Origin of the sequence: Anoxybacillus sp. FSL W8-0104 (assembly GCF_038004465.1) — a bacterium.
GTDB lineage: Bacteria > Bacillota > Bacilli > Bacillales > Anoxybacillaceae > Anoxybacillus > Anoxybacillus flavithermus_G.
In genome coordinates this window covers 53,768-75,362 of sequence record NZ_JBBOQU010000001.1, presented here as the reverse complement: position 1 = coordinate 75,362, position 21,595 = coordinate 53,768, and the positions used below count along the sequence as shown (strand labels likewise).

The following is a 21,595-nucleotide window of genomic DNA, read 5'->3' as shown; positions in this document are numbered from 1 at the left end:
CCCATGACTTTAGTCATTGGGTTGTTGACCTTTCTTGTTTCGTTCATATAACAATTGTAATCCTTTTAATGTTAAAAACGGATCAACAATATCAATGATATTCGATTCATGGGCAATTAAAGATGCTAACCCACCTGTTGCAATGACTTTTGGAGGAACGGCACTTTTTTCTTTCATTCGTGACACAATGCCCTCCACTTGTCCGACATATCCGTATAAAATTCCTGCTTGCATCGCACTTACCGTATTTTTTCCAATAATGTCATCCGGACGAGCAATTTCAATACGCGGAAGTTTAGCTGCTCGAGAATAAAGCGCTTCCGTGGAAATTGTAATCCCTGGGGCAATAGCCCCTCCCATATATTGCTTATGCTCATTAATATAGCAGTATGTTGTCGCTGTACCGAAATCGACAATAATAAGCGGTGCGCCGTACAAGTGGATACCTGCCACAGCGTTGACAATCCGGTCCGCTCCGACTTCTTTTGGGTTGTCATACTTAATATTCAATCCCGTTTTAATGCCCGGACCTACAATGAGCGGTTTAATATGAAAATATTTTGTAAACATGCGCTCTAATGCAAACATAATCGGTGGCACAACGGAAGAAATAATAATGCCGTCAATGTCAGAAAAACGCAATCCGACATCTTGTAATAACATTTTTACGATCATTCCGTATTCATCTTCCGTTTTGCTTCGGCTCGTTTCAATGCGCCAATGAAACTTCAACTCGTCTCCGTCATACACACCTAATACAGTATTCGTATTTCCAACGTCTAATACAAAAATCATCACTCATCCCCACTTTTTCACCATTTGTTCCTTCTTCATCATATCACACTCGGTTAAGCGGACGGTAAAAAAAGATGCCTCTTAATAAAAAGAGACACCTTTATTCTTCTTTTTTCGTTTGGATATTTACTTTTACTTCCTCTTGTTTATTGTCATTGCGGTTTGGTAACGTACCATGTTCGAACAAATGTTTAATTTGCTCTGCATCAAGTGTTTCCACTTCAAGCAACGTATTGGCAATCAGATCCAACTTGTCGCGGTTTTCCGTTAGTAAGCGTTTCGCTTTTTCGTAACATTCTTTAATAATGCGTTGCATCTCAAGGTCAATTTCATATGCAATTTGGTCGCTATAATTTTGCTCATTATGCAAATCACGACCTAGGAACACTTGAGCATGAGACTGACCAAACTGCATTGGTCCAAGCTTATCGCTCATTCCAAACTCCGTAACCATGCGACGAGCAATGCTTGTTGCGCGCTGGAAGTCATTATGCGCTCCTGTACTTACTTCGCCAAATACGATTTCCTCAGCCACACGTCCGCCAAGAAGCCCTGTAATTTTATCAAGCAGCTCTGGTTTCGTCATAAAATAACGGTCTTCTTTCGGTAACATAACTGCATATCCACCAGCTTGGCCACGTGGCACAATCGTTACTTTGTGGACCATTTCCGCATCCGCAAGCACCATGCCAATGACTGTATGACCTGCTTCGTGATAAGCAACAATTTTTCGCTCTTTTTCAGAAATGACGCGACTTTTCTTAGCAGGACCAGCAATGACACGATCCGTTGCTTCATCAATATCGCTCATATCAATTTTTTTCTTGTTCCGTCGAGCAGCAACAAGGGCAGCCTCATTTAATAAGTTTTCTAAATCAGCACCAGAAAAACCAGGCGTACGCATCGCAATCGTCTTTAAATCAACTGACTCATCGAGCGGTTTGTTGCGTGCATGCACACGAAGAACAGCTTCACGTCCTTTCACATCTGGACGGTCAACCGTAATTTGACGATCGAAACGACCAGGACGTAAAAGGGCAGGGTCTAAAATGTCCGGACGGTTTGTCGCAGCGATAATAATAATTCCTTCATTTCCGCCGAATCCATCCATTTCAACGAGCAATTGGTTTAATGTTTGCTCCCGTTCATCGTGACCTCCACCTAAACCAGCACCACGTTGACGTCCCACTGCATCAATTTCATCAATAAAAATAATACAAGGGGCGTTTTTCTTCGCAGTTTCAAACAAATCACGTACACGCGAAGCACCAACACCGACAAACATTTCAACGAAATCTGAACCACTAATAGAGAAAAACGGTACACCAGCTTCTCCAGCAACCGCTCTCGCTAATAACGTTTTTCCTGTTCCAGGTGGTCCGACGAGAAGAACACCTTTCGGAATGCGAGCTCCGAGTTCCACAAACTTACGAGGATCTTTTAAAAACTCGACAATTTCAACAAGTTCTTGCTTTTCTTCATCCGCACCGGCAACGTCTTTAAAACGAACACGCTTCTTATCTTCATTATACAGTTTCGCACGGCTTTTGCCGAAATTCATCACTCGGCTGCCGCCACCTTGTGCTTGATTTAATAAAAAGAAGAACAAAATAAAAATGATGATAAACGGAATAATGGACGTGAAAAACGTCACCCATCCGCTCGTTTCATCCGCAGGCAACACTTCTACTTTCGCCTGTTGTGCGGCTTCGTCAATGCGCTGAAGAATTTGCGGACTGTTCGCTACGTACGTCGTAAAAAATTGTCCTTCAGCATACGTTTTTAATTGTCCGCGAATTTCATAAACGCCTCGCTCTGGCTTCAACGAGACGTACTTTACATCACCGTTTTCTAGATGGGTAATGAACGCATCGTACGTCATCCGCTCTGCACGTTGATTGCCGCCATTTAAAAAGCTCACAACACCAATGACGACAAGAAAAATGAGTAAGTAAAAAATTGTATTACGGAAAATGCGGTTCATCTCCTACCTCCTCCCACACTTAAAACACGCTATAGTCAATAGTATCATAGAAAAACGTTCCAAAACAAACGATGTGCATGAAAAAATTATTTACTGTATACTTCTGGTTTTAACACACCGATGTACGGAAGGTTTCGGTATTTCTCACAATAGTCTAACCCATAACCGACAACGAATTCATCTGGAACGATGAAACCGACATAATCAGCTTCAATATTTGCTTTTCGACCAGACGGTTTATCAAGCAAAGTCACGATTTTAATCGATTCTGCTTTGCGATAACGGAATAAATCTGCTAAATAACTTAACGTTAACCCGCTATCAATAATATCTTCAATGATGAGAACATCACGACCTTCAATCGATGTGTTTAAGTCTTTTAAAATTTTCACCTCACCCGATGACACCGTTGCATGACCGTAACTTGATACGTCCATAAAATCGATTTCTAAATATGTATCGATATGCTTAATCAAGTCTGCCATAAACGGCATCGCGCCTTTTAGTACACCAACCAAAAGCGGAAAGCGTCCTTCATATTCTTTCGTCAATAATGCTCCTAGTTCTTTTACTTTTTGTTGAATTTGTTCTTCTGTAATTAAAATTTTTTCCATATCTTGATGCATGCCCATATTCTTTCCTCCTACTATCATTCATTGCTTTTTATAGTGTAATACAATATAGCGATTTTTTGTAATATTTGTTGCTGTGTAAACAGATTTCTTTACACCAGGAATCCATATGATGTTCCCGCTCGCATCTTCGACAACTGGCCACTGCGCTCGTTCGTTCGCTGGAATTTTTTCATCAATAAAAATACGAGATATTTTTTTCGCATGTTTCATTCCTTTGACTTTCATGCGATCTCCACACTTTCTTGTTCGCACACGAAGAGGCAACATTAATTGATCAGCCTCAATGACTATATGATCATCGTCTTCAATGAAAGGATAGCGATCAACAAACTGACTGATAAGTTGACATCCGTTTGGTAATACGATCGTATCGGGAACATGGAAAAGAAACTCATATTCGCTCGTCTGTCTCTGCTGAAACGTAAATATACACACCTCATATTGACGAATAACTTTTAATCCGTTCGGAAAATGAAGCATACCTGAAGGATGTTGCCGTTTTAAAAATTGTAACGCTTGGTTGATATGTATAGAAGACAATGACGATGGGACGTTCCCATAAAGATAGTTTAATATTAGTTGAATCCCTCGTCTTTGTAAAGGTTTTGGCATGCGTATGAACGGAGGAATATCGACATGAATCCCTTCTTCTTGTTGATGAACAACGCGTTTCAACTCCTCTTTTGTCAGTTGCTCTAAAAATGCTTCATCTTCGCTCATCATCTCACTAAACTGTTGAATATGCTCATGAACGCGAATATTTTCCCGCTTGAAAAAAGGCAAGACGAAATGACGGAAACGGTTGCGCGTGTAATCATCCTTTTCGTTGCTCGGATCGTGCCGAGCATGCAATCCATTTTGTCGACAATACTGTTCAATTTGCCTTCGATCGATGCATAAAAACGGTCGAACGATATAGCCACTGCCAAATGGGCGCTTTACGGGTATCCCTGCGTACCCTCTTGTCGTACTTCCGCGTACTAATCGCATAAGCACCGTTTCAATTTGGTCATCGCCGTGGTGAGCTAAAGCGACACAATGTGCGTGATGTTTGTACATAACTTGCTCAAAAAAGGTGTATCGACAATCACGGGCTGCTTCTTGCACACCCTTTCCTGTTCGTTCCATATATGCAGGAACGTCTAATTGTGTCGCCTCACATATAATACTATGTTGTTCGCAAAAATGTTTCACAAAATGCATATCTTCTTCTGATTGTTTTCCCCGCAACATATGATCGACATGTGCAGCAACAAGTTGAATATCGTAACGCTCTCTTTCACTCCATAAGAAATGAAGCAACGCTAATGAGTCCGGACCGCCTGACACGCCAACAACAACAGTTGTACCACGCTCAAGCAATTGATGCTTTTCGATAAACTCATGCACAACTTCTAGCATATTCTCCCTCTCGGTTAGTAGTGTCGTTTTTTACAATCGTATCATATTTTATTGCCCGTACTCAAAACGAATGCGGAAAAATTAAAGAATTTGAACATACAAATAAACAACATACATAAATAAAAGGCACACAAACAAAAGCATCGTCTCTAATACATGAAATTTTTTCTTCCTTTTTACACGCACCGTTCTCTCTTCGCGCTTTTCTTTCTTTGCAGACGGTCGTTGCATACATTGTAGCAAATCTTTCCTCATTTCATGAGCGCTAGTGTACTTTCCATCCAGTGCACACCATAATATTTCCGCATATTTTTTCAAATAGGGGTGAGAGGAGATCATAGGACGTAGCTGCTCTCGGCCATTTTCCTTTCTTTCAAATCGTTTTGGATAGCACATATTAATCATAATCATCGCCACCGCAAATAAATCATACGACGGCTCGGCTTTTCTTGTTCCCATACCCCAATAGCCACGATCAAAAAACTCTGTAAACTCTTTAATGGCTCGTCCGCGAATGGTTGTGCCACCCACATCAATTAATCGCACTTTCGGGACCGTCCCGGAAACAATTAAATTGTCTGGTTTTAAATCACCGAATACCCACCCTTTTTCGTGCAACTTATGCAAATCGCCTAACAACTGCAATATAATGACGATGATCCAATCTTTCCCCCGTTTTTGAATAAAAGTTAACAAATCATCCCCTTCAATATATTCCATTACATAAAATGAATAAATTCTTTTTTCTTGCGGATGAAACCAATCGTCTACGTCTAATAAACAAGGTCCGAGGGCAACTCCCTGGACCTCTGAAAATCGTTTCAACACATTTACTTCTGACATCATCGCTGTTGATTGATTGCTTATTTTTAGCGCCACAAACGTCCGTCCTTCTCTAGCCAAATAAACAACCCCATTTGCTCCTTTACCGAGTTGCTTTATCATTTCATAACGACGTTTATGCCACTTCCCTTGTATAACTGTTCCCGTTGGAATGTTACATAGATTGTTCGATGTATACATCGTCATCACCATCATGCGTAAACAAACTTTTTAATGAGCGTCTTTTTTGGAATTGTTGTAGCGCCTCGCGAATAGCTGGACCGGTCGGTGTAATTCCCCCGGATGTTAGTTTTGGAAACACACTTGAAATGGACTCCATTTTCGGCGTCCAATCTAGAATACGATCTACCTCTCCTTTTTTCCCGGGAAATACAAAAACAGAAAACTCATTATTTCCCAAACGAGCATTCAAACTGATCGATAAGTCTAATAACGCTTCTTTTACCGTTTGCAACTTTGTCTTCATACTTCCACTTGTGTCTACTAATATTAAAACTTGCAAGTTAACAGTTTCCCCTAACTCCTCAACAACTTCCATCACTTCTCCCCTTTTTTCTGGCGGAAGCTGTTCAATGGAAGCCTGGGATCCTAAAATTTGTTTTAACTCCCGATTAATGACGCCTTGCAACGTCTGTGTCATTGCTTTTCTTGTGACCATTTGTACCGTTTGTGATAACTGTTTAGCGTATACGACTTGACTAATTCCTCCACCTGATTGTGCGATTCCTTCAATTTCCCGTAATCCTTGCTCATCAATGATGTCTTGATCAAGAACACCGATTACATTAACCGTAATCCCTTGTTCTTTCGCTAATGCCGCCATAGCAATTGGATCTTCACCATGATTAGAACAACCGTCTGTGATTAATAAAATTTGACGCAACGTTCCTTTTCGCATACGTTCATCCCCTCCGAAAAAAGTAGTATACTCCCATCATCGACGTTCAGAGGGGATTTTATACCTTTATTTCATATATTGATATGCCGGAATGACTGCCCATTTCGGTGTATTATGTTTAATTCTCGCCACAACAATCGTCATATCATCTTCGATTTCTCCACCGTTGACACGAATGACTTCTTCTAAAAGCAATTCAGATACTTCTTGCGGATCATTCGTTTTTAATTCTTTAATTTTTCGTTTTAGCCATACATCATGATTTTCGATATGCGAAACCCCATCAAAAATGCCGTCACTCATCATAATGAGTAAATCTCCTGCCTTTAATTGCTCTTCAATCATTTCAAACTCTACCCCAGTAATAATTCCTATCGGCAAATTGCTCGATTCGATTTTCATCACGTTATTTCCACGTTTAATAAAGCTTGGAGATGAGCCAACTTTTAAAAATTTTGTTGTTGCATTTTGCAAATCAACAATGGCTAAATCGAGCGTTGAAAAAATTTCTTCTGTCGTTCGCAACGCCAAAATAGAGTTGATCGATTTAATCGCAATTCGTTCCTCAATTCCCGATTGTAAAATTTTTTGTAATAGTTTGAGCGTTTCTTTACTTTCATAATGCGCTCGTTCCCCATTCCCCATCCCGTCACTAATAGCTAACGCATATTTTCCACCACCAATTTCCATCATCGCATAGCTGTCACCTGAAATAAATCCGCCCCCCTTCGCAACGTACGCAACGCCTGTATCAATAACAAACGCTTTTGAAGAACTGAAAGCAACCCGACAGTCCCCGTTCGGATAGACAGAGCACTCTTCTTTTTTTACAATAATCGTCTCACCTAAAATATCAGACAGCATTGGTGCAATCAGTTTTTCACATTCCCCCCTTCCGTCGCAATATGGAACAACCATCTCAATATCAACACTTCCTTTGTCTAAACTATAAATTTCAACATCGTTCACATCGACACCGAACTGTTGAAGGGCGTGCAAAATTTGTTCTTCTTGCACATAATAATTTTCACGCTCTTTTTGAATTTCTTTCGCAAAATCTTCCATCACTTGTGATACACCTAATAACTGTTCTGCCACAAGTCTTCTACTTTCTTTCATTTGTTGCTTTAATTTTTTATTCGCTTTATAAAACGACACATCTTTCTCGATAATTTGAACAACTTTATTTGCTTTCACACAATGTTTATCCCATTCTCGCAACAATTTTGCATTCGTTATTTGATCATTTTCGCTTGCCTCTTGCATAATTTTTTTCATGTAGTCATATGTTTTATCGAAGTGGTTAATCCAACATTGATCTTTCTTAAAACACGTTTGGCACGTTTTAGCAGCTACATCACTTAAAAAGTAATCAATTTCACGTTCTTCCTCCTCTTCGTGCGTAAGTACACCATAGGAAGAGAAACTTTTTGATAACGCTTGAAACACATGAGAAAATTGTTCCACTCGCTGAGCGGTAACATCGCGGATTTTTCGCACATATTGTTGTTGCTCATTCGTATGTTCAACCGTCCCTGGCACATATTTCGCCATTTTACTCGTCAACGCTTGTGGGGTTATAAGAAAAAGTAAAACGGCTAATAGCGACTCCACGATATTCGGGACAATATCTGCGATCCCTTGACTATAAAGGGCAATTAACAATGTCGCGACAACAAGACCAAGAGAAACGCCTATTTTTTTCCCTTCCTTCAAAAGCCCTCCAAGCAACCCAGAAAAAGCTAGTAAGCTCATTTGATATAAATTCGAGACGCTCGCTAAGCTTAAAATAAGTCCTGTAACAACGCCGACTGTTGAACCAACGGTCGCACCAGCTACAAAAGCAAACAACAACAATACATAGCGCGATGCAACATGTTCTAACGAAAGATCATAAATTGACCAACCAACCATTCCCGTCAGCATAGAAGAAATAAGAATGACGAAAGAAATGACTTCTTCTGGTTTTAACGTTTGCTTATATTTTTGATGATCAAACAATGGCACGCTTTGTAAAAAAATGAGCGTTAAAATTGAGCCAAGTCCCGCTTCAATAAGCATCGTCATTCCCTCGTATATCGTCCATTCATGCCCCCACGTATAAATCATGCCTGTTTTCGCGAAAATGGAGGCAAAAAACACGACAACGGGCAATCTTTTCGGCAGAGCATCAATCCAGAAAAATAGACGATAAAAGATGAGAAACATCACGATCGAAGCAACGATAAATATAGAAGTGTAAAAAGAGACGGTCAACGATCCTGCAAATAAAGCAATAAATACAAAACCTAACTTATCGCGTCGAAGTAAATAAATTGCTGCAAAAAAAGGCAAAGCAAACGGTGTCATCTTTGTTAAAATGAAAGCTCGTCCAAGCAAAAAACCGATAACTAGAAATAAAAACCCTTGTTGAAATAATAAATGACTGAATCGAACTGTAAACCGCTGAAGCCATTGTGACGCCGTCGTTTTCGTCCCACTTAAAGGTACTTCCGCCATTTGATTGATTAACTTCCGTTCCACTCGCTCCATGTTCATCCTCTCCCCTTTTCCATATATCAGTCTATTACTTCGTATTATACAGACTGAATTATCAAAATTTTGTCAAAAAAAGAAGATGAATCACATAAATTTTTCGACGGAATATCACAAAAAACGGCTTATATAAACAAAAAGACACCAATTTCGTGGCGAAATTGGTGTCTTTTTGATGACCCGTACGGGATTCGAACCCGTGTTACCGCCGTGAAAGGGCGGTGTCTTAACCACTTGACCAACGGGCCATTATGCAATTTGGTAGCGGCGGAGGGAATCGAACCCCCGACCTCACGGGTATGAACCGTACGCTCTAGCCAGCTGAGCTACGCCGCCATGCAACGACATTTGTAATTCTACTATGTTCCTCCGATAAAGTCAATAGTTTTTTCATAAAATCCAAACGAAAAAGCATCCACTTACGAAATGGATGCTTATATAAACTGCCTCATGTCCCATTCGGCAGCAAGTTAACCACGTCGAGCACCACGACCTCCTCGTTTTGATTCGGTATGGCGTTTAAGGGATGCTAAGCGATCTTCACTTTCTTTTAAGAAACGGCTAATTTTCTGCTCAAAGCTTTCTTTTGAAGCGCGATCGTTTCCTTTGTTGCGCGGACGTGAAGCTTGTTCCTTTGCCTTTTTGATCGATAAGCCAATTTTCCCATCCTTCTCAACATTAATAACACGAACTTCGACAACATCGCCTACTTTGAGATGTTCATTAATGTCCTTTACATAGCTGTCAGCTACTTCACTAATGTGCACTAAGCCTGTCGCGCCTTCTGGTAACTCAACAAACGCTCCGAATTTTGTAATGCCCGTTACTTTTCCATGTAACTTGCTGCCTACTTCAATTGACATAAAAAAAGTGCTCCTCCTTAAAATCTGAAAAATCGTTTCTTTCATTATACATAATGAAAAAAACAAGTGTCAATAAGCCTTCTGCCTATCTTACTTACTCATCCGGAGTGATAAAAATAATTTCTCCCTCTTTCGACAAAAAATATTGCTTTCGAGCCAATTCGGCAATATATTGATCATCGTTTAATTTTTTGATTTCCTCTTTCAATCTTTGTTCGTCTTGTTGCAACGTGCGTAACTTTTCTTCTAGCTGTTCTTTCGTTTTTAATTGCTCATCAATCGCAGAAGATTGTGCCGTCATCGTATATAAAAATAGCGAAGAAGCGGCTAACGCCATCGTTGCCACAATGCTAAAACGAATCACCTTCTTTTTACGACGTCGCGCCTTCTTATGTTCTTGTTTTTCTTGTTGAATGACATACGATGTTTGTATTTTTTTCACTTTACTTCTCTGTGGGGCGCCCATGTTTTTCACCGCTCCTTCTTCACTACCCTTTTTTTCTAAACATATTCGCTATTTTTGCAAGAAACCCTTTTCCGATATGAAAAATACGACCAACCGTTGCTTGAAAACGAAGTGGGGTTTGGCGCCAAATGAAACGCCCAATCCATATAAATGGTTGCAATAAAAAGCGTATACATACATATATCACTTTATATAAAATTTTACCAATGGATAAAACAAAATGGCAAGTAGTGATGAATAAAAAAACAAAAAAACGGTAAAGAAGTCGGAGCGGAAGTATGACAGCATAATGAAACATTCGGATGATTAGACGATATAACATTACAAAAGCACGAATAATTTTTTGTAACAAACGAACGTACATACGTTGAAATAAAGCTTGATAGGCAGCATATCCGCATAATATGGCCAAAAAAATATACAAACGAACTTGCCCATTGTTAATAACCAATAATGTGTAAAAGACATATAGTGCTTGCGTGATCCAAAAAAGAATGTCTGCAACCCATACGATAAGTCGATGACGCTTGGAACGATTGAATATGTGTGCATATGTGTCAAAAGATGACCCAATGATCATTCCGATTCCGATCATCGCAAGCAAAGTCGTAAATTGCACGTGCAAACTCATTTAAACAACTTGCTAAAGAACCCTTTAGCCTTCTCCGTGTGATGCTCGTCTAAATAAATGATTTCGAAAATTTTACCTTTAATCGAGACAATCCCTTTATCTACATCTAAGTTTTTCATTTGTAAATTTTGTCCTTTCACAGACAAAAACCCCATAACAGTTTCCAGTAAAAATTCTTCATTATCAAAACTTTCTACTTGTTTTACACCGGTAATTTCTAACGTGCGCCGACTGCGCATAACAATGTCATGTTCTTGAATAGGACCTTTATTTCCAATGTTTTGTGTCATCAACGTTCCCCCTCACAACGATCGTTTGTACAAGTGTATGAGGGAGGAAAATAGTTTAGAACAAGCTACTCCACTCGCTCTTCTTTTACAATTTCATATAACGCACTCGCATCTTCTTTTTTCGCATGTTCTTGTAATTCGACCACTTTCACTGTCACATGTTTTTGGCCAAATTGAATCATAATTTCATCACCTATTTTTACGGTTGAACTCGCTTTCGCCTGCTGACCGTTAATAAATACACGCCCCTGCTCCGCTACTTCTTTCGCTAAAGTTCTTCTTTTAATGAGCCGTGAAACTTTTAAAAACTTATCGAGTCGCATATTATAACCCCTCCCTTTTCGCTTCTTCCCATATTTCATCTAATTGCTCTAAAGAATACGCACGCCAAGCTTTCCCTTGTTGTTTTACTTTTTGTTCAATGTATTGAAAACGATGGTAAAATTTTTCGTTCGCCATGGCTAACGCCTCTTCAGGATTGACTTTATAATATCGGCATACGTTAATAAGCGCAAATAGTAAATCTCCAAACTCTTCTTTTAGTTTTTGTTCATCCATACGATCAGCTTCTTGCTGTACCTCATTCATTTCTTCTTCAACTTTACGCCACATCGGCTCTACGTCCGACCAGTCAAATCCAACTTTTGCTGCTCTTTTTTGATATTCATATGCGCGCAGCGTACTCGGTAACGCTTTGGCAACATCGTCAAGTAATGAATGAAGTTCGGTTTCTTTTTCCGCCTGCTTGATTGCTTCCCAGTTGCGTACAACCTGTTCCGCATGCTCAACATGAACGTCCCCGAATACATGAGGATGGCGCCGAATCATTTTTTCTGTAATGGCTCGAATGACATCGTCAATCGAAAACATTCCTTCGTCTTCGCCAATTTGGGCATGAAGCATAACTTGTAATAATACATCGCCAAGCTCTTCAATTATATTTTCATCATCTTGCCGATCAATCGCATCAAGAAGCTCATACGTTTCTTCAAGCAAATACTTTTTCAATGACTGGTGCGTCTGTTTCCGATCCCAAGGGCAACCGTTAGGCCCACGCAACGTCGCAATCACACGTCGTAAAGTAGTAAAATCATGATATAACAGCTCATCATTTTCTACTTTTGGTACGTAAACGCTCGTTAAATTGCTCACCGTTATGACCCGATCTAGCTCATATAGCGGGACTTTTTCGATTCGTTGTTGTTTACTTCCTGCTGCATAAACGATAAAAATAGGATAATCATATGGTAATTTTTCCAACAAAGCTAGTTTCACATCGGATGCAATGAACGAGTCATATACTTGACAAAAAATAATATGATTCCGCAACTGAATTTCGTCCGGTTGAAATGAGGTAGCATCAATCAATTGAAAACCTTCGATTGGATCGAGCTCAACGGCAGTAAATAACGCATCAAGAAAACTTTGTCCCCCTTCTACACGAACAGAAATGTGATCTTTTTTTTCGAGCAATAGCTTTACTGTACGCTCAGCGACAAGTGGATGGCCCGGAACAGCGTATACGACATCCCCTTTTTTCACTTCTTCACATAAATGTTCAACAATATGTTCGTATACTTGTTCAAATTGATCATATTTTTCGTATATGTCGTCAAACGATTGAATGTGTATCCCTTCTGCTTCCAACTGTGAGACAACAGGATGATCTTTCGTTCGTAAAAAGAGGCGATTCGCCTGTTTTAACGTACGGTACACACCGAAAGACAACTGATCGATGTCTCCTGCCCCAAGACCGACAATTGTAATTGTACCCATGACTATCCAGCCTTTCTTTGCTTTATTTTTATTAAATAACGTCCAAACGGAAAAGCTAACAAGTCTTTTTCCGCCAAAACCTCTTTTTTAACGATCATTATAATATAAACAAACGCCCCAATAAAAACACCAATGATCGCTTGAAGCGATGAAAACAGACGTCCATGATGAATTGGTAACTCGTTTATCAATATGATATATCCAACTAAAATGATCGCCATCATCGCTGCGGCTTTTATCGTTTGAATGATTATAGAGAGCGAAAGCAAAGGACGAGACATTCGTTTTTGCACATAAAAAAAGGCGATGACGCACATGACGGCATAGGCAATGAGTGTCGCTACAGCTGCCCCTACTGTATGCCATAAAGGAACGAGCAACACATTCAACCCCCATTTTGATATCATGCCGACACAAACGATGAAAAATGGACGAAATACATTCCCAAGCCCTTGCAAAATGGCGATGAACGTTAATGTTAAAGAAGTAAAAAGAATAGAAACGGCTAAAATCGTCAACTCCATCGCACCAACATGGTCTTTAAACAACATGATATTCGCTTGTTTTAATATGCAAACTAAACCAACGACTGCCCCCATTCCAATGATAAACGCTACGCGAACAGCTGTATATATTTCGTTGCGTTCTGTTTGTTCATGCGATAACATCGGCACAAGCGCTAATGAAAAAGAAGTAGCTACTACTGTCCCAAGCTGAATAAACGGTTGACCACGGTCATAAATTCCCTTTGCTGTTTTAGCTAGTTCATGCAATCCTGCTTGTTGTAACAAAGGGAGAAGGGTAAATGAATCAACAAGCTGTATTAAAACAAGGAGCATGTTAGCTAAACAAATCGTTACACCATGAACAGCTAAAAATAAAAGCACTTTTCTTTTTTCTTTTGTTGGAATCCATGGCTCGGTATGAACATTCGTCCGCTTTCGCAACATATATACGACGAGTACTGCAACAGCAGCAAAACTTCCCATAAGTGAACCAATCATCGCACCAGCTCCTGCCTCATAAACGGTAAATCCGCGATGAAGCAAAAAAGAAGAAAGAAATAAAATCGCTCCGACACGTACAAGTTGTTCAACTACTTGCGAAACAGCGGTCGGATTCATCTCTCCTCCCCCTTGAAAATATCCGCGAGAAACAGAAGTAAATGGAAGAAGCAAAAAAGCAAACGAAACGGCGCGAATCAACAGAGCTAGTTGATGATCTCCCATGAGCGCCGCGAGTGACGAAGCGCCAAAATAAAGAACGGAAAACATGACGATACTAAGGCATGATAAAAAATAAAAAGAAAGCCGAACAACAGCAAACTTATATGTTGATTGTTTATTTTCGGCAATAAGTTTTGAGATCGCAATCGGATAGCCATACGTTGACAAAGCGAGAAAAATACCGTAAAAAGGATAAACTTGTTGATAAATATAAAATCCGACATCGCCTACAATATTTTGATACGGAATACGGTAAAAAGCGCTTAATATTTTTGTAAATAAGGCGGCGACCGTCAACACAAACGCACCACGCAACCAGTCTTTTTTTTCCATACACTTCACCTTTTTTACTATTACATACATCAAAAAAAGGTAGCGAGATGCTACCTTTATTGTTCCATTTGTCGAGCAAGGAAGCTCGCCGCAGTTTCTGCTGCTTTATGTTCTACTTCGCCAAGCGTTTTATCTTTCGAGAAAATAATGACTGCCCCGATTGGATCTCCTCCAGCAATAATCGGTGCAATCACGTATGATTGCATATGTTCTTCATGACCTTGCGCAAATGATACGCTTGTTTCTTCTGTGTACAAAACGGACTGGCGATCTTCCATCACTTTTTCAACAAGTTCGCTTACGCTCTTGTTTAAATACTCCTTTTTCGATCCGCCTGCTACTGCAATAAATACATCGCGATCACAAATGAGCACTGGTTGTTCTAAACTGTCGAAAAGAGCTTCAGCGTACTCTTTTGCAAAGTCACCTAATTCACTAATTGGTGAATACTTTTTTAAAATGACCTCACCATCGCGGTCAACAAATATTTCAAGTGGGTCTCCTTCGCGAATACGAAGTGTTCTGCGAATTTCTTTTGGAATTACTACTCGTCCTAAATCATCGATTCGTCGAACAATACCTGTTGCTTTCATCTATCGATGCCTCGCTTTCATCTAGTGATTAAAAATGGCACTGGTGAAACAGTTGAATAATTCACCATTGTTGTGATTAGTATCCGTCACAAACAAAGTTATATACACAAAGGAGGGGGATTTTTTTTAAAAAGTGAAAATCCCCCATCTTCATCGTTGCCATTTACTTATAAACAATAAACATGAACAACCAATTATTTTTTAGCATATTTTAACCCTTTTAGCAACTCATAAATGATCATTAACCACTGTTGCGGCTTCATTCCTTTTACATGAACGACAATTTTAAAGCGATCCCCATCCATGCCGAAACCAACATCCCTGCCATACGGTTCACCGAGCTTAAACAATTTGCTAACATCAATTTGCTTTGTCGTTTCTTGTGAGAATAAAATGGTGACTTCTTGCTTCGTTTGCTTAATGGATTTAACGAGATGCTGTTTTGCATATATTTTCATTTCGGCAATTTGGAATAAGTACGCTACTTCATCTGGATACTCGCCGAAACGATCTAACATTTCTTCTCGCAATTGTTCGAGCTCCTCTAACGAATCGAGCGCTCGGAATCGTTTATACATCTCAATTTTTTGCTGTTCATTTGAAATGTAGTGCTCTGGAATATACGCATCCACTTCTAAATCAATTTCCACTTCAAACGGTTTTTCTTGTTTTGTTCCTCGTTTTTCTTCAATCGCTTCTTTCAACATTTGAGAATAAAGCTCAAAGCCGACGGAATCAATAAAACCGTGTTGTTGTGCTCCTAATAAGTTGCCAGCCCCCCGGATAGATAAATCACGCATCGCAATTTTGAAGCCAGATCCAAGCTCGGTAAACTCTTTAATGGCTTGTAATCGTTTTTCTGCTATTTCATTTAGCACCTTATCTTTTCGGTACGTAAAATACGCATACGCAATGCGATTGGAGCGTCCTACGCGCCCGCGCAACTGATATAATTGTGAAAGACCCATCTTATCCGCATCATAAACGATTAACGTATTCACATTTGGAATGTCAACACCTGTTTCGATGATCGTCGTACTCACTAGTACATCATATTGACCTTCTAGAAACGCAAGCATGACCGCTTCAAGTTCATGTTCGGACATTCTTCCGTGTGCATATGCCACACGAGCATCAGGTACGAGCGCCGAAATTTCTTCTGCCTTTCGATCAATATCTTCAACGCGATTATAAAGAAAAAACACTTGTCCCCCGCGCGCCATTTCGCGTTCAATCGCCTCTCGCACAATGATCGGGCTGTATTCCATCACATACGTTTGTACAGGGAAACGATTTTCCGGAGGTGTTTCGATGACGGACAAATCGCGGACACCGATAAGCGACATATGTAACGTGCGCGGGATCGGTGTAGCGGTTAACGTTAATACATCGATATTTGTTTTTAGTTGTTTAATTTTTTCTTTATGAGCAACACCGAACCGTTGCTCCTCGTCAATAATTAATAAACCTAGATCTTTAAACGATACGTCTTTTGATAAAAGCCGATGTGTTCCAATAACCATATCAATCGTACCATCTTTTAAGCCTTGGATTGTTTCGGTTTGTTGCTTTTTCGTGCGAAAACGACTCAATAAACCGACGTTAATCGGATACCCTTGGAAACGTTCACGAACTGTTTCGTAATGTTGTTGCGCTAAAATCGTCGTCGGTACGAGAAAGGCAACTTGTTTTCCGTCCATGATCGCTTTAAAAGCGGCCCGCAACGCTACTTCTGTCTTTCCGTAACCAACATCCCCACATAGCAATCGATCCATCGGCCGTTCGCTTTCCATATCGCGTTTAATTTCACGAATGGAACGAAGCTGATCTTCCGTCTCTTGATATGGGAACGCCGCTTCAAATTCCCTTTGCATCTCGTTATCCGGTGAAAAAGCGTACCCTTTGCTCGCTTCGCGCTCTGCATATAATTTCATCAAGTCCTCAGCAATATCTTGAACAGAAGACTCTACTTTCTTCTTTACTTTCTTCCACTCTGTTCCACCTAATTTATAAATTTTCGGCTCTTTTCCTTCTGAACCGACATATTTTTGGACGAGATCCATTTGATCAACAGGAACGTATAACGTATCATTCCCTTGATATTGAATATGAATGTAATCTTTATGAACACCGTTAATTTCTAACGTTTCGATCCCTAAATATTTTCCGATTCCATGGTTGACGTGGACGACATAGTCGCCGACTTTTAAATCTGTATAACTTTTAATCCGTTCCGCGTTCGACAATTTTTGGCGTCGCACAGGACGTTTCATTCGCTTTTTAAATAGCTCTTCTTCTGTAATGACGGCGAGTTTTTGCATCGGCAATTCAAAACCTGCAACTAACCCAGACGGGACAATTTGACATTTCCCATGCAATAATGCATCATCTCTCCCGATTTGGACAGCATCAATCTCATAATCTTCTAACGTCTGTTTCAGTTTTTTCGCTCGCTCTTCATTTCCTGCTAACAAAACGACAGCATAATTCCTCTTTTTCCACCGCTCAACTTCTCCCTTTAACAACTGCATTTGACTATAAAACACTTGCATTTGCTTACAAGATACATTAACAATGTTTTGAGGATGCGTGTATGGAATATGACGTAAAAATAAAGACAAGTAAATCGTTGATCTCGTCCGTTTTTGCAATACTTCTGGAAACGAATAAGAAACCGGGACACTTTGCACAATCTTTCCTTCTTCTAACAAGTTTGTGTACCATTCTGCTTCTTCCTGTTCCAGTTTTTCTGCTACTTCTTGAATACGACTCATTTCATCGATGATGACGACACCGTGCTCTGGAATGTAATCTAGCAAACTTGCAGCAGAAGGATAGAAAAGCGAGAAATATTTGTACATTTCTTCGATTGATTTTCCGTTTTTTAACTGCTCCAATTCAAATGATACATGTTCATATAAACGATTTTTCGTTTTTTCATCATGAATATGTTGCAACGTATCATGAAGTTGTGCTTCTAGCCGTTGAATCGCTTCGTTTATATGTTGTTGTTCAACGATCAATTCCGTTGCCGGTCCAATTAACACCTCATCTATCTCAGCCACCGAACGTTGATCATCGACTGAAAACGTCCGAATTGACTCGATCTCCACGTCGAATAGCTCAATACGATAAGGAAGCTCAGCTGTAAGCGGATAAATATCAATAATACCTCCTCGGACGCTAAATTCCCCCGGAGTTGAAACAACAGACACACGTTCATATCCCATCGCAATAAATTGCTTCAAACAATGTTCCACATCCATTTGCTCACCGACGCGAAAACGAAGTTGATAACGTTGCCATACATCTTTCGGTGGCAATAGTCGTCGAAGTGCAGCAATGGGAGCGATAACAATTCCTTTTTTCCGCCCACACCAATAGTTTAACACTTCTAATCGTTGTGCTCGCAATTCCGGACTAGCTACAGCTAATTCAGCTGCAATTAATTCATTGACAGGATAAAGAAACACTTCTTCCTCATCAATTAATTGAATGAGATCATCATATATTTTTTGCGCTTGAAATAAATTGTGCGTCACAATGCATAAAGGTCGCTCAGTATCCTCATATAAAGAAGAAATGAAAACAGAACGGGCAGAACCAGACAAACCGGTCACAAGCTGTTCCTTTAAACCATTGCGAACCCCTTCTGCAACCGATTGCATGTCCGCGTGATGAATAAAATATTGTCGTAATCCGCGCAAAAAAACCCCTCCTCTCCAAACATAAATACAAAAACGCTTTGGGTAACCCAAAGCCAATCATTGAATAAATTTTTCATATTGGTGAAGATCAGGATTTCGATCCAACGCCTCCTGGCAATCTTCGCAAATCGCCTTGACGCAAATTTCCCCTGTCGGAAGATATTGAATCATATCTAACCTTTCTTCTTCTGTTAATCGATGAAACCCTAATTGCTCACTCTCTAACTCAAGTGCATCGATCGTCCCGATTTTTACGCCACAATGGCGGCAATAGTAATGCAATGCCATATGCGTCCCTCCCAAATGGTTGTTTTAATCGAATACATTTTGAACCATTTAGTCGGGAATTATTCATTACTTATTAAATTCGTTCATCACTTGAGCAAACGGAACGTGTAACGATCGCTCGCATGCATCTGCTGCCTTTTTAATCGCTTGTTCGATTTGTATTTTCTCTTCCGCTGTCCATCGCCCTAATACGTAGTCACTCACTCTCATTCCGTTTTTCGGCCGATCAATGCCGATGCGAATGCGTTTAAATTGCTCTGTTTTCAAATGATGAATAAGCGATTTCATTCCGTTATGACCGCCAGCGCTTCCCTTTGGACGCAAGCGAACCGTTCCGGTTGACAAATCTAGGTCGTCGTAAATGACAATGAGATCGTCGACATCAATATTATAATAGTCCATCAACGGTCGAACGCATTCACCCGATAAGTTCATATATGTAAGCGGTTTGCATAATATGACTTTTTCACCTGAAATGACGCCACTTGCAAATATACCTTGGAACTTCGTTTGATTGAACGTAAATCCCCAGCGACGAGCAAGCTCATCGATCACCATAAACCCTACATTATGCCTCGTTTGTTCATATTCTTTTCCAGGATTCCCTAAACCAACAAACAGCTTTACCATTTCCCTGCTCCTTCTCTCTATACCGCAAAAGACGTAACCAATAATGGCTACGTCCGTCGCGGTGTTGTTTCGCGTCCTTCTTCCGATTCCGGTCTCCCCGGTTCTTGTTCTTCACCGCTATGAATTTCTTCTTCTTGTTTTGGTGGCAAAATCGAAGCGATCACTTCTGTTGGATCGTGATTGATTTCATAAGCACCGTTTGTTTGAATATGTGAAACTGTAATAACATCGCCTACTTGCAAATTCGTTATGTCGACATCAATGGATGGAGGGATGTTTGACGGCAGCGCCCGAATGGACAATTGATGCATTGCTTGTTGCAATACACCCCCATCTTTCACGCCAGCTGCTTCACCAACGAGATGAATCGGAACGTGAACATCGATTTCTGTTTTTGCATCAACAGCTAAAAAGTCAATATGAATAATATCATGGCGAATCGGGTGTTTTTGCATATCGCGAGCGATGATACGAATATGATTGTCGTTCATCTTTGCGTCTAAAAGACCTGTACCACCTGTAGCCCGCAACTGCTTTAAAAACTCAGCCGCATCAACAAAAACTGATTGGCTATTCATCGTTTTCCCGTACAACACAGCCGGGATGTGACCTTGTTTCCGCATTTGTTTGACGTAAGAACGTCGATGATCTGTACGCAATTGAAGTTGTAACAATGAAATCACCTTCCTATTTTAGCATCGCTCATAGCTTCCCCTAAAATAGGAAGGTCTAAACGTCATTAGTCAAACAACGCGCTAATCGACTGCTCTTCATGTACGCGAATAATTGCTTCACCAATCAGAGGAGCAACAGATAACTCGACAATTTTATTCGTTTTCTTTTCTTCAGGAATCGCAATTGTATTCGTGACAACAAGCTCTTTAATTTTCGAATTTTGAATTCGTTCAATCGCTGGACCTGATAAAACTGGGTGCGTACAACATGCATACACTTCTTTTGCCCCATACTCAGCTAACGCATTTGCTGCTAAAGTGATTGTTCCAGCTGTATCAATAATATCATCCACTAAAATCGTCGTTTTTCCTTGTACATTACCAATAATGTTCATCACTTCTGCTACATTTGGTTTCGGACGACGCTTGTCAATGATCGCAATTGGCGCTTTTAAACGATCTGCCATTTTCCGTGCACGCGTCACGCCACCATGATCTGGAGAAACGATGACAATATCATCAAGTTGCTTTTCCTTAAAGTAATCCGCTAAAATCGGAACTCCCATTAAATGATCGATTGGAATATCGAAAAATCCTTGAATTTGCGGTGCGTGTAAATCAAGCGTAATCACGCGAGTAGCACCAGCTGTCTCTAATAAATTAGCAACCAATTTCGCAGTAATCGGTTCACGAGAACGCGCTTTGCGATCTTGACGAGCATATCCGTAGTATGGCATAACGATATTAATTGTTTTTGCAGACGCTCGCTTTAATGCGTCAATCATAATAAGTAACTCCATTAAATGCTCATTCACGGGCGCGCTCGTTGATTGAATAACATAAACATCGCATCCACGAATACTTTCTTCAATGTTAATTTGAATTTCCCCATCACTAAAACGAGAAACGGAACACTTTCCTAATTCAACACCAATCACTTTTGCGATTTCTTGGGCTAAGATTGGATTAGAGTTTAACGAAAATAACTTTAAATTAGAATTTAAATACTGAGACATGGGTCAATGAA

19 protein-coding genes, 2 tRNA genes and 1 pseudogene are annotated in these 21,595 nt (G+C 40.1%); all 22 read right to left on the bottom strand.

From position 1 onward, the window contains the following. Positions 1-9 precede the first annotated feature (9 nt). Positions 10-795: a type III pantothenate kinase gene (locus NST18_RS00385; RefSeq protein WP_064213883.1), complete on the bottom strand. Its 786-nt coding sequence runs from the start codon at positions 793-795 to the stop codon at positions 10-12. A 100-nt stretch (positions 796-895) separates the two neighbouring features. Further along, a complete protein-coding gene (gene ftsH / locus NST18_RS00380; RefSeq protein WP_064213884.1) occupies positions 896-2,779 on the bottom strand; it encodes an ATP-dependent zinc metalloprotease FtsH in 1,884 nt (627 codons plus the stop codon). An 86-nt stretch (positions 2,780-2,865) separates the two neighbouring features. Next, entirely contained in the window at positions 2,866-3,411 is a 546-nt protein-coding gene (gene hpt / locus NST18_RS00375; protein WP_064213885.1) for a hypoxanthine phosphoribosyltransferase, read from the bottom strand. A 21-nt stretch (positions 3,412-3,432) separates the two neighbouring features. Then, on the bottom strand, positions 3,433-4,815 hold the full coding sequence (gene tilS / locus NST18_RS00370; RefSeq protein ID WP_064220681.1) for a tRNA lysidine(34) synthetase TilS: 1,383 nt from the start codon (positions 4,813-4,815) through the stop codon (positions 3,433-3,435). Between the two features lie 81 nt (positions 4,816-4,896). Then, positions 4,897-5,850 (bottom strand): serine/threonine protein kinase, encoded by a 954-nt coding sequence (locus NST18_RS00365; protein ID WP_340721612.1) that lies wholly within the window; start codon positions 5,848-5,850, stop codon positions 4,897-4,899. Continuing rightward, positions 5,813-6,568, bottom strand: a pseudogene (locus NST18_RS00360) (VWA domain-containing protein); the annotation flags it as partial. The pseudogene NST18_RS00360 and the gene NST18_RS00365, both read right to left, overlap by 38 nt. 54 nt (positions 6,569-6,622) lie before the next feature. Then, a complete protein-coding gene (spoIIE, locus tag NST18_RS00355) occupies positions 6,623-9,088 on the bottom strand; it encodes a stage II sporulation protein E (protein ID WP_004888574.1) in 2,466 nt (821 codons plus the stop codon). Between the two features lie 179 nt (positions 9,089-9,267). After that, positions 9,268-9,339: transfer RNA gene (locus NST18_RS00350), tRNA-Glu, on the bottom strand. Positions 9,340-9,350: 11 nt separating this feature from the next. Next, positions 9,351-9,427: transfer RNA gene (locus NST18_RS00345), tRNA-Met, on the bottom strand. Between the two features lie 134 nt (positions 9,428-9,561). Then, positions 9,562-9,954: a S1 domain-containing RNA-binding protein gene (locus NST18_RS00340; RefSeq protein WP_004888572.1), complete on the bottom strand. Its 393-nt coding sequence runs from the start codon at positions 9,952-9,954 to the stop codon at positions 9,562-9,564. A 94-nt stretch (positions 9,955-10,048) separates the two neighbouring features. After that, positions 10,049-10,420 (bottom strand): FtsB family cell division protein, encoded by a 372-nt coding sequence (locus NST18_RS00335; RefSeq protein WP_004888569.1) that lies wholly within the window; start codon positions 10,418-10,420, stop codon positions 10,049-10,051. A 22-nt stretch (positions 10,421-10,442) separates the two neighbouring features. Continuing rightward, entirely contained in the window at positions 10,443-11,051 is a 609-nt protein-coding gene (gene yabQ, locus NST18_RS00330) for a spore cortex biosynthesis protein YabQ (RefSeq protein ID WP_004888563.1), read from the bottom strand. Continuing rightward, positions 11,048-11,341: a sporulation protein YabP gene (gene yabP / locus NST18_RS00325; RefSeq protein ID WP_004888559.1), complete on the bottom strand. Its 294-nt coding sequence runs from the start codon at positions 11,339-11,341 to the stop codon at positions 11,048-11,050. The genes yabQ and yabP overlap by 4 nt, the downstream gene beginning before the upstream one ends. A 65-nt stretch (positions 11,342-11,406) precedes the next feature. Beyond that, the gene (locus NST18_RS00320; protein WP_004888556.1) at positions 11,407-11,664 is read right to left on the bottom strand and encodes an RNA-binding S4 domain-containing protein; all 258 of its coding nucleotides are present in this window, start codon (positions 11,662-11,664) and stop codon (positions 11,407-11,409) included. 1 nt (position 11,665) lies between these two features. Continuing rightward, positions 11,666-13,117 (bottom strand): nucleoside triphosphate pyrophosphohydrolase, encoded by a 1,452-nt coding sequence (gene mazG / locus NST18_RS00315; RefSeq protein WP_004888553.1) that lies wholly within the window; start codon positions 13,115-13,117, stop codon positions 11,666-11,668. A 2-nt stretch (positions 13,118-13,119) separates the two neighbouring features. After that, positions 13,120-14,676 carry a putative polysaccharide biosynthesis protein gene (locus NST18_RS00310; RefSeq protein WP_004888551.1) on the bottom strand — a complete coding sequence of 519 codons (1,557 nt, stop codon included), beginning with the start codon at positions 14,674-14,676 and terminating at the stop codon, positions 13,120-13,122. A gap of 56 nt (positions 14,677-14,732) precedes the next feature. Further along, a complete protein-coding gene (gene spoVT, locus NST18_RS00305; RefSeq protein WP_004888548.1) occupies positions 14,733-15,269 on the bottom strand; it encodes a stage V sporulation protein T in 537 nt (178 codons plus the stop codon). A gap of 194 nt (positions 15,270-15,463) precedes the next feature. Next, positions 15,464-18,976, bottom strand: a complete 3,513-nt coding sequence (gene mfd / locus NST18_RS00300; protein WP_004888546.1) for a transcription-repair coupling factor — start codon at positions 18,974-18,976, stop codon at positions 15,464-15,466. Between the two features lie 57 nt (positions 18,977-19,033). Beyond that, positions 19,034-19,264: an anti-sigma-F factor Fin family protein gene (locus NST18_RS00295; protein ID WP_004888543.1), complete on the bottom strand. Its 231-nt coding sequence runs from the start codon at positions 19,262-19,264 to the stop codon at positions 19,034-19,036. Between the two features lie 66 nt (positions 19,265-19,330). Beyond that, entirely contained in the window at positions 19,331-19,894 is a 564-nt protein-coding gene (pth, locus tag NST18_RS00290) for an aminoacyl-tRNA hydrolase (RefSeq protein WP_004888541.1), read from the bottom strand. Positions 19,895-19,941: 47 nt separating this feature from the next. After that, a complete protein-coding gene (locus NST18_RS00285) occupies positions 19,942-20,577 on the bottom strand; it encodes a 50S ribosomal protein L25/general stress protein Ctc (RefSeq protein ID WP_004888537.1) in 636 nt (211 codons plus the stop codon). 56 nt (positions 20,578-20,633) lie between these two features. Beyond that, entirely contained in the window at positions 20,634-21,584 is a 951-nt protein-coding gene (locus NST18_RS00280) for a ribose-phosphate diphosphokinase (protein ID WP_004888535.1), read from the bottom strand. Positions 21,585-21,595: the final 11 nt, after the last annotated feature.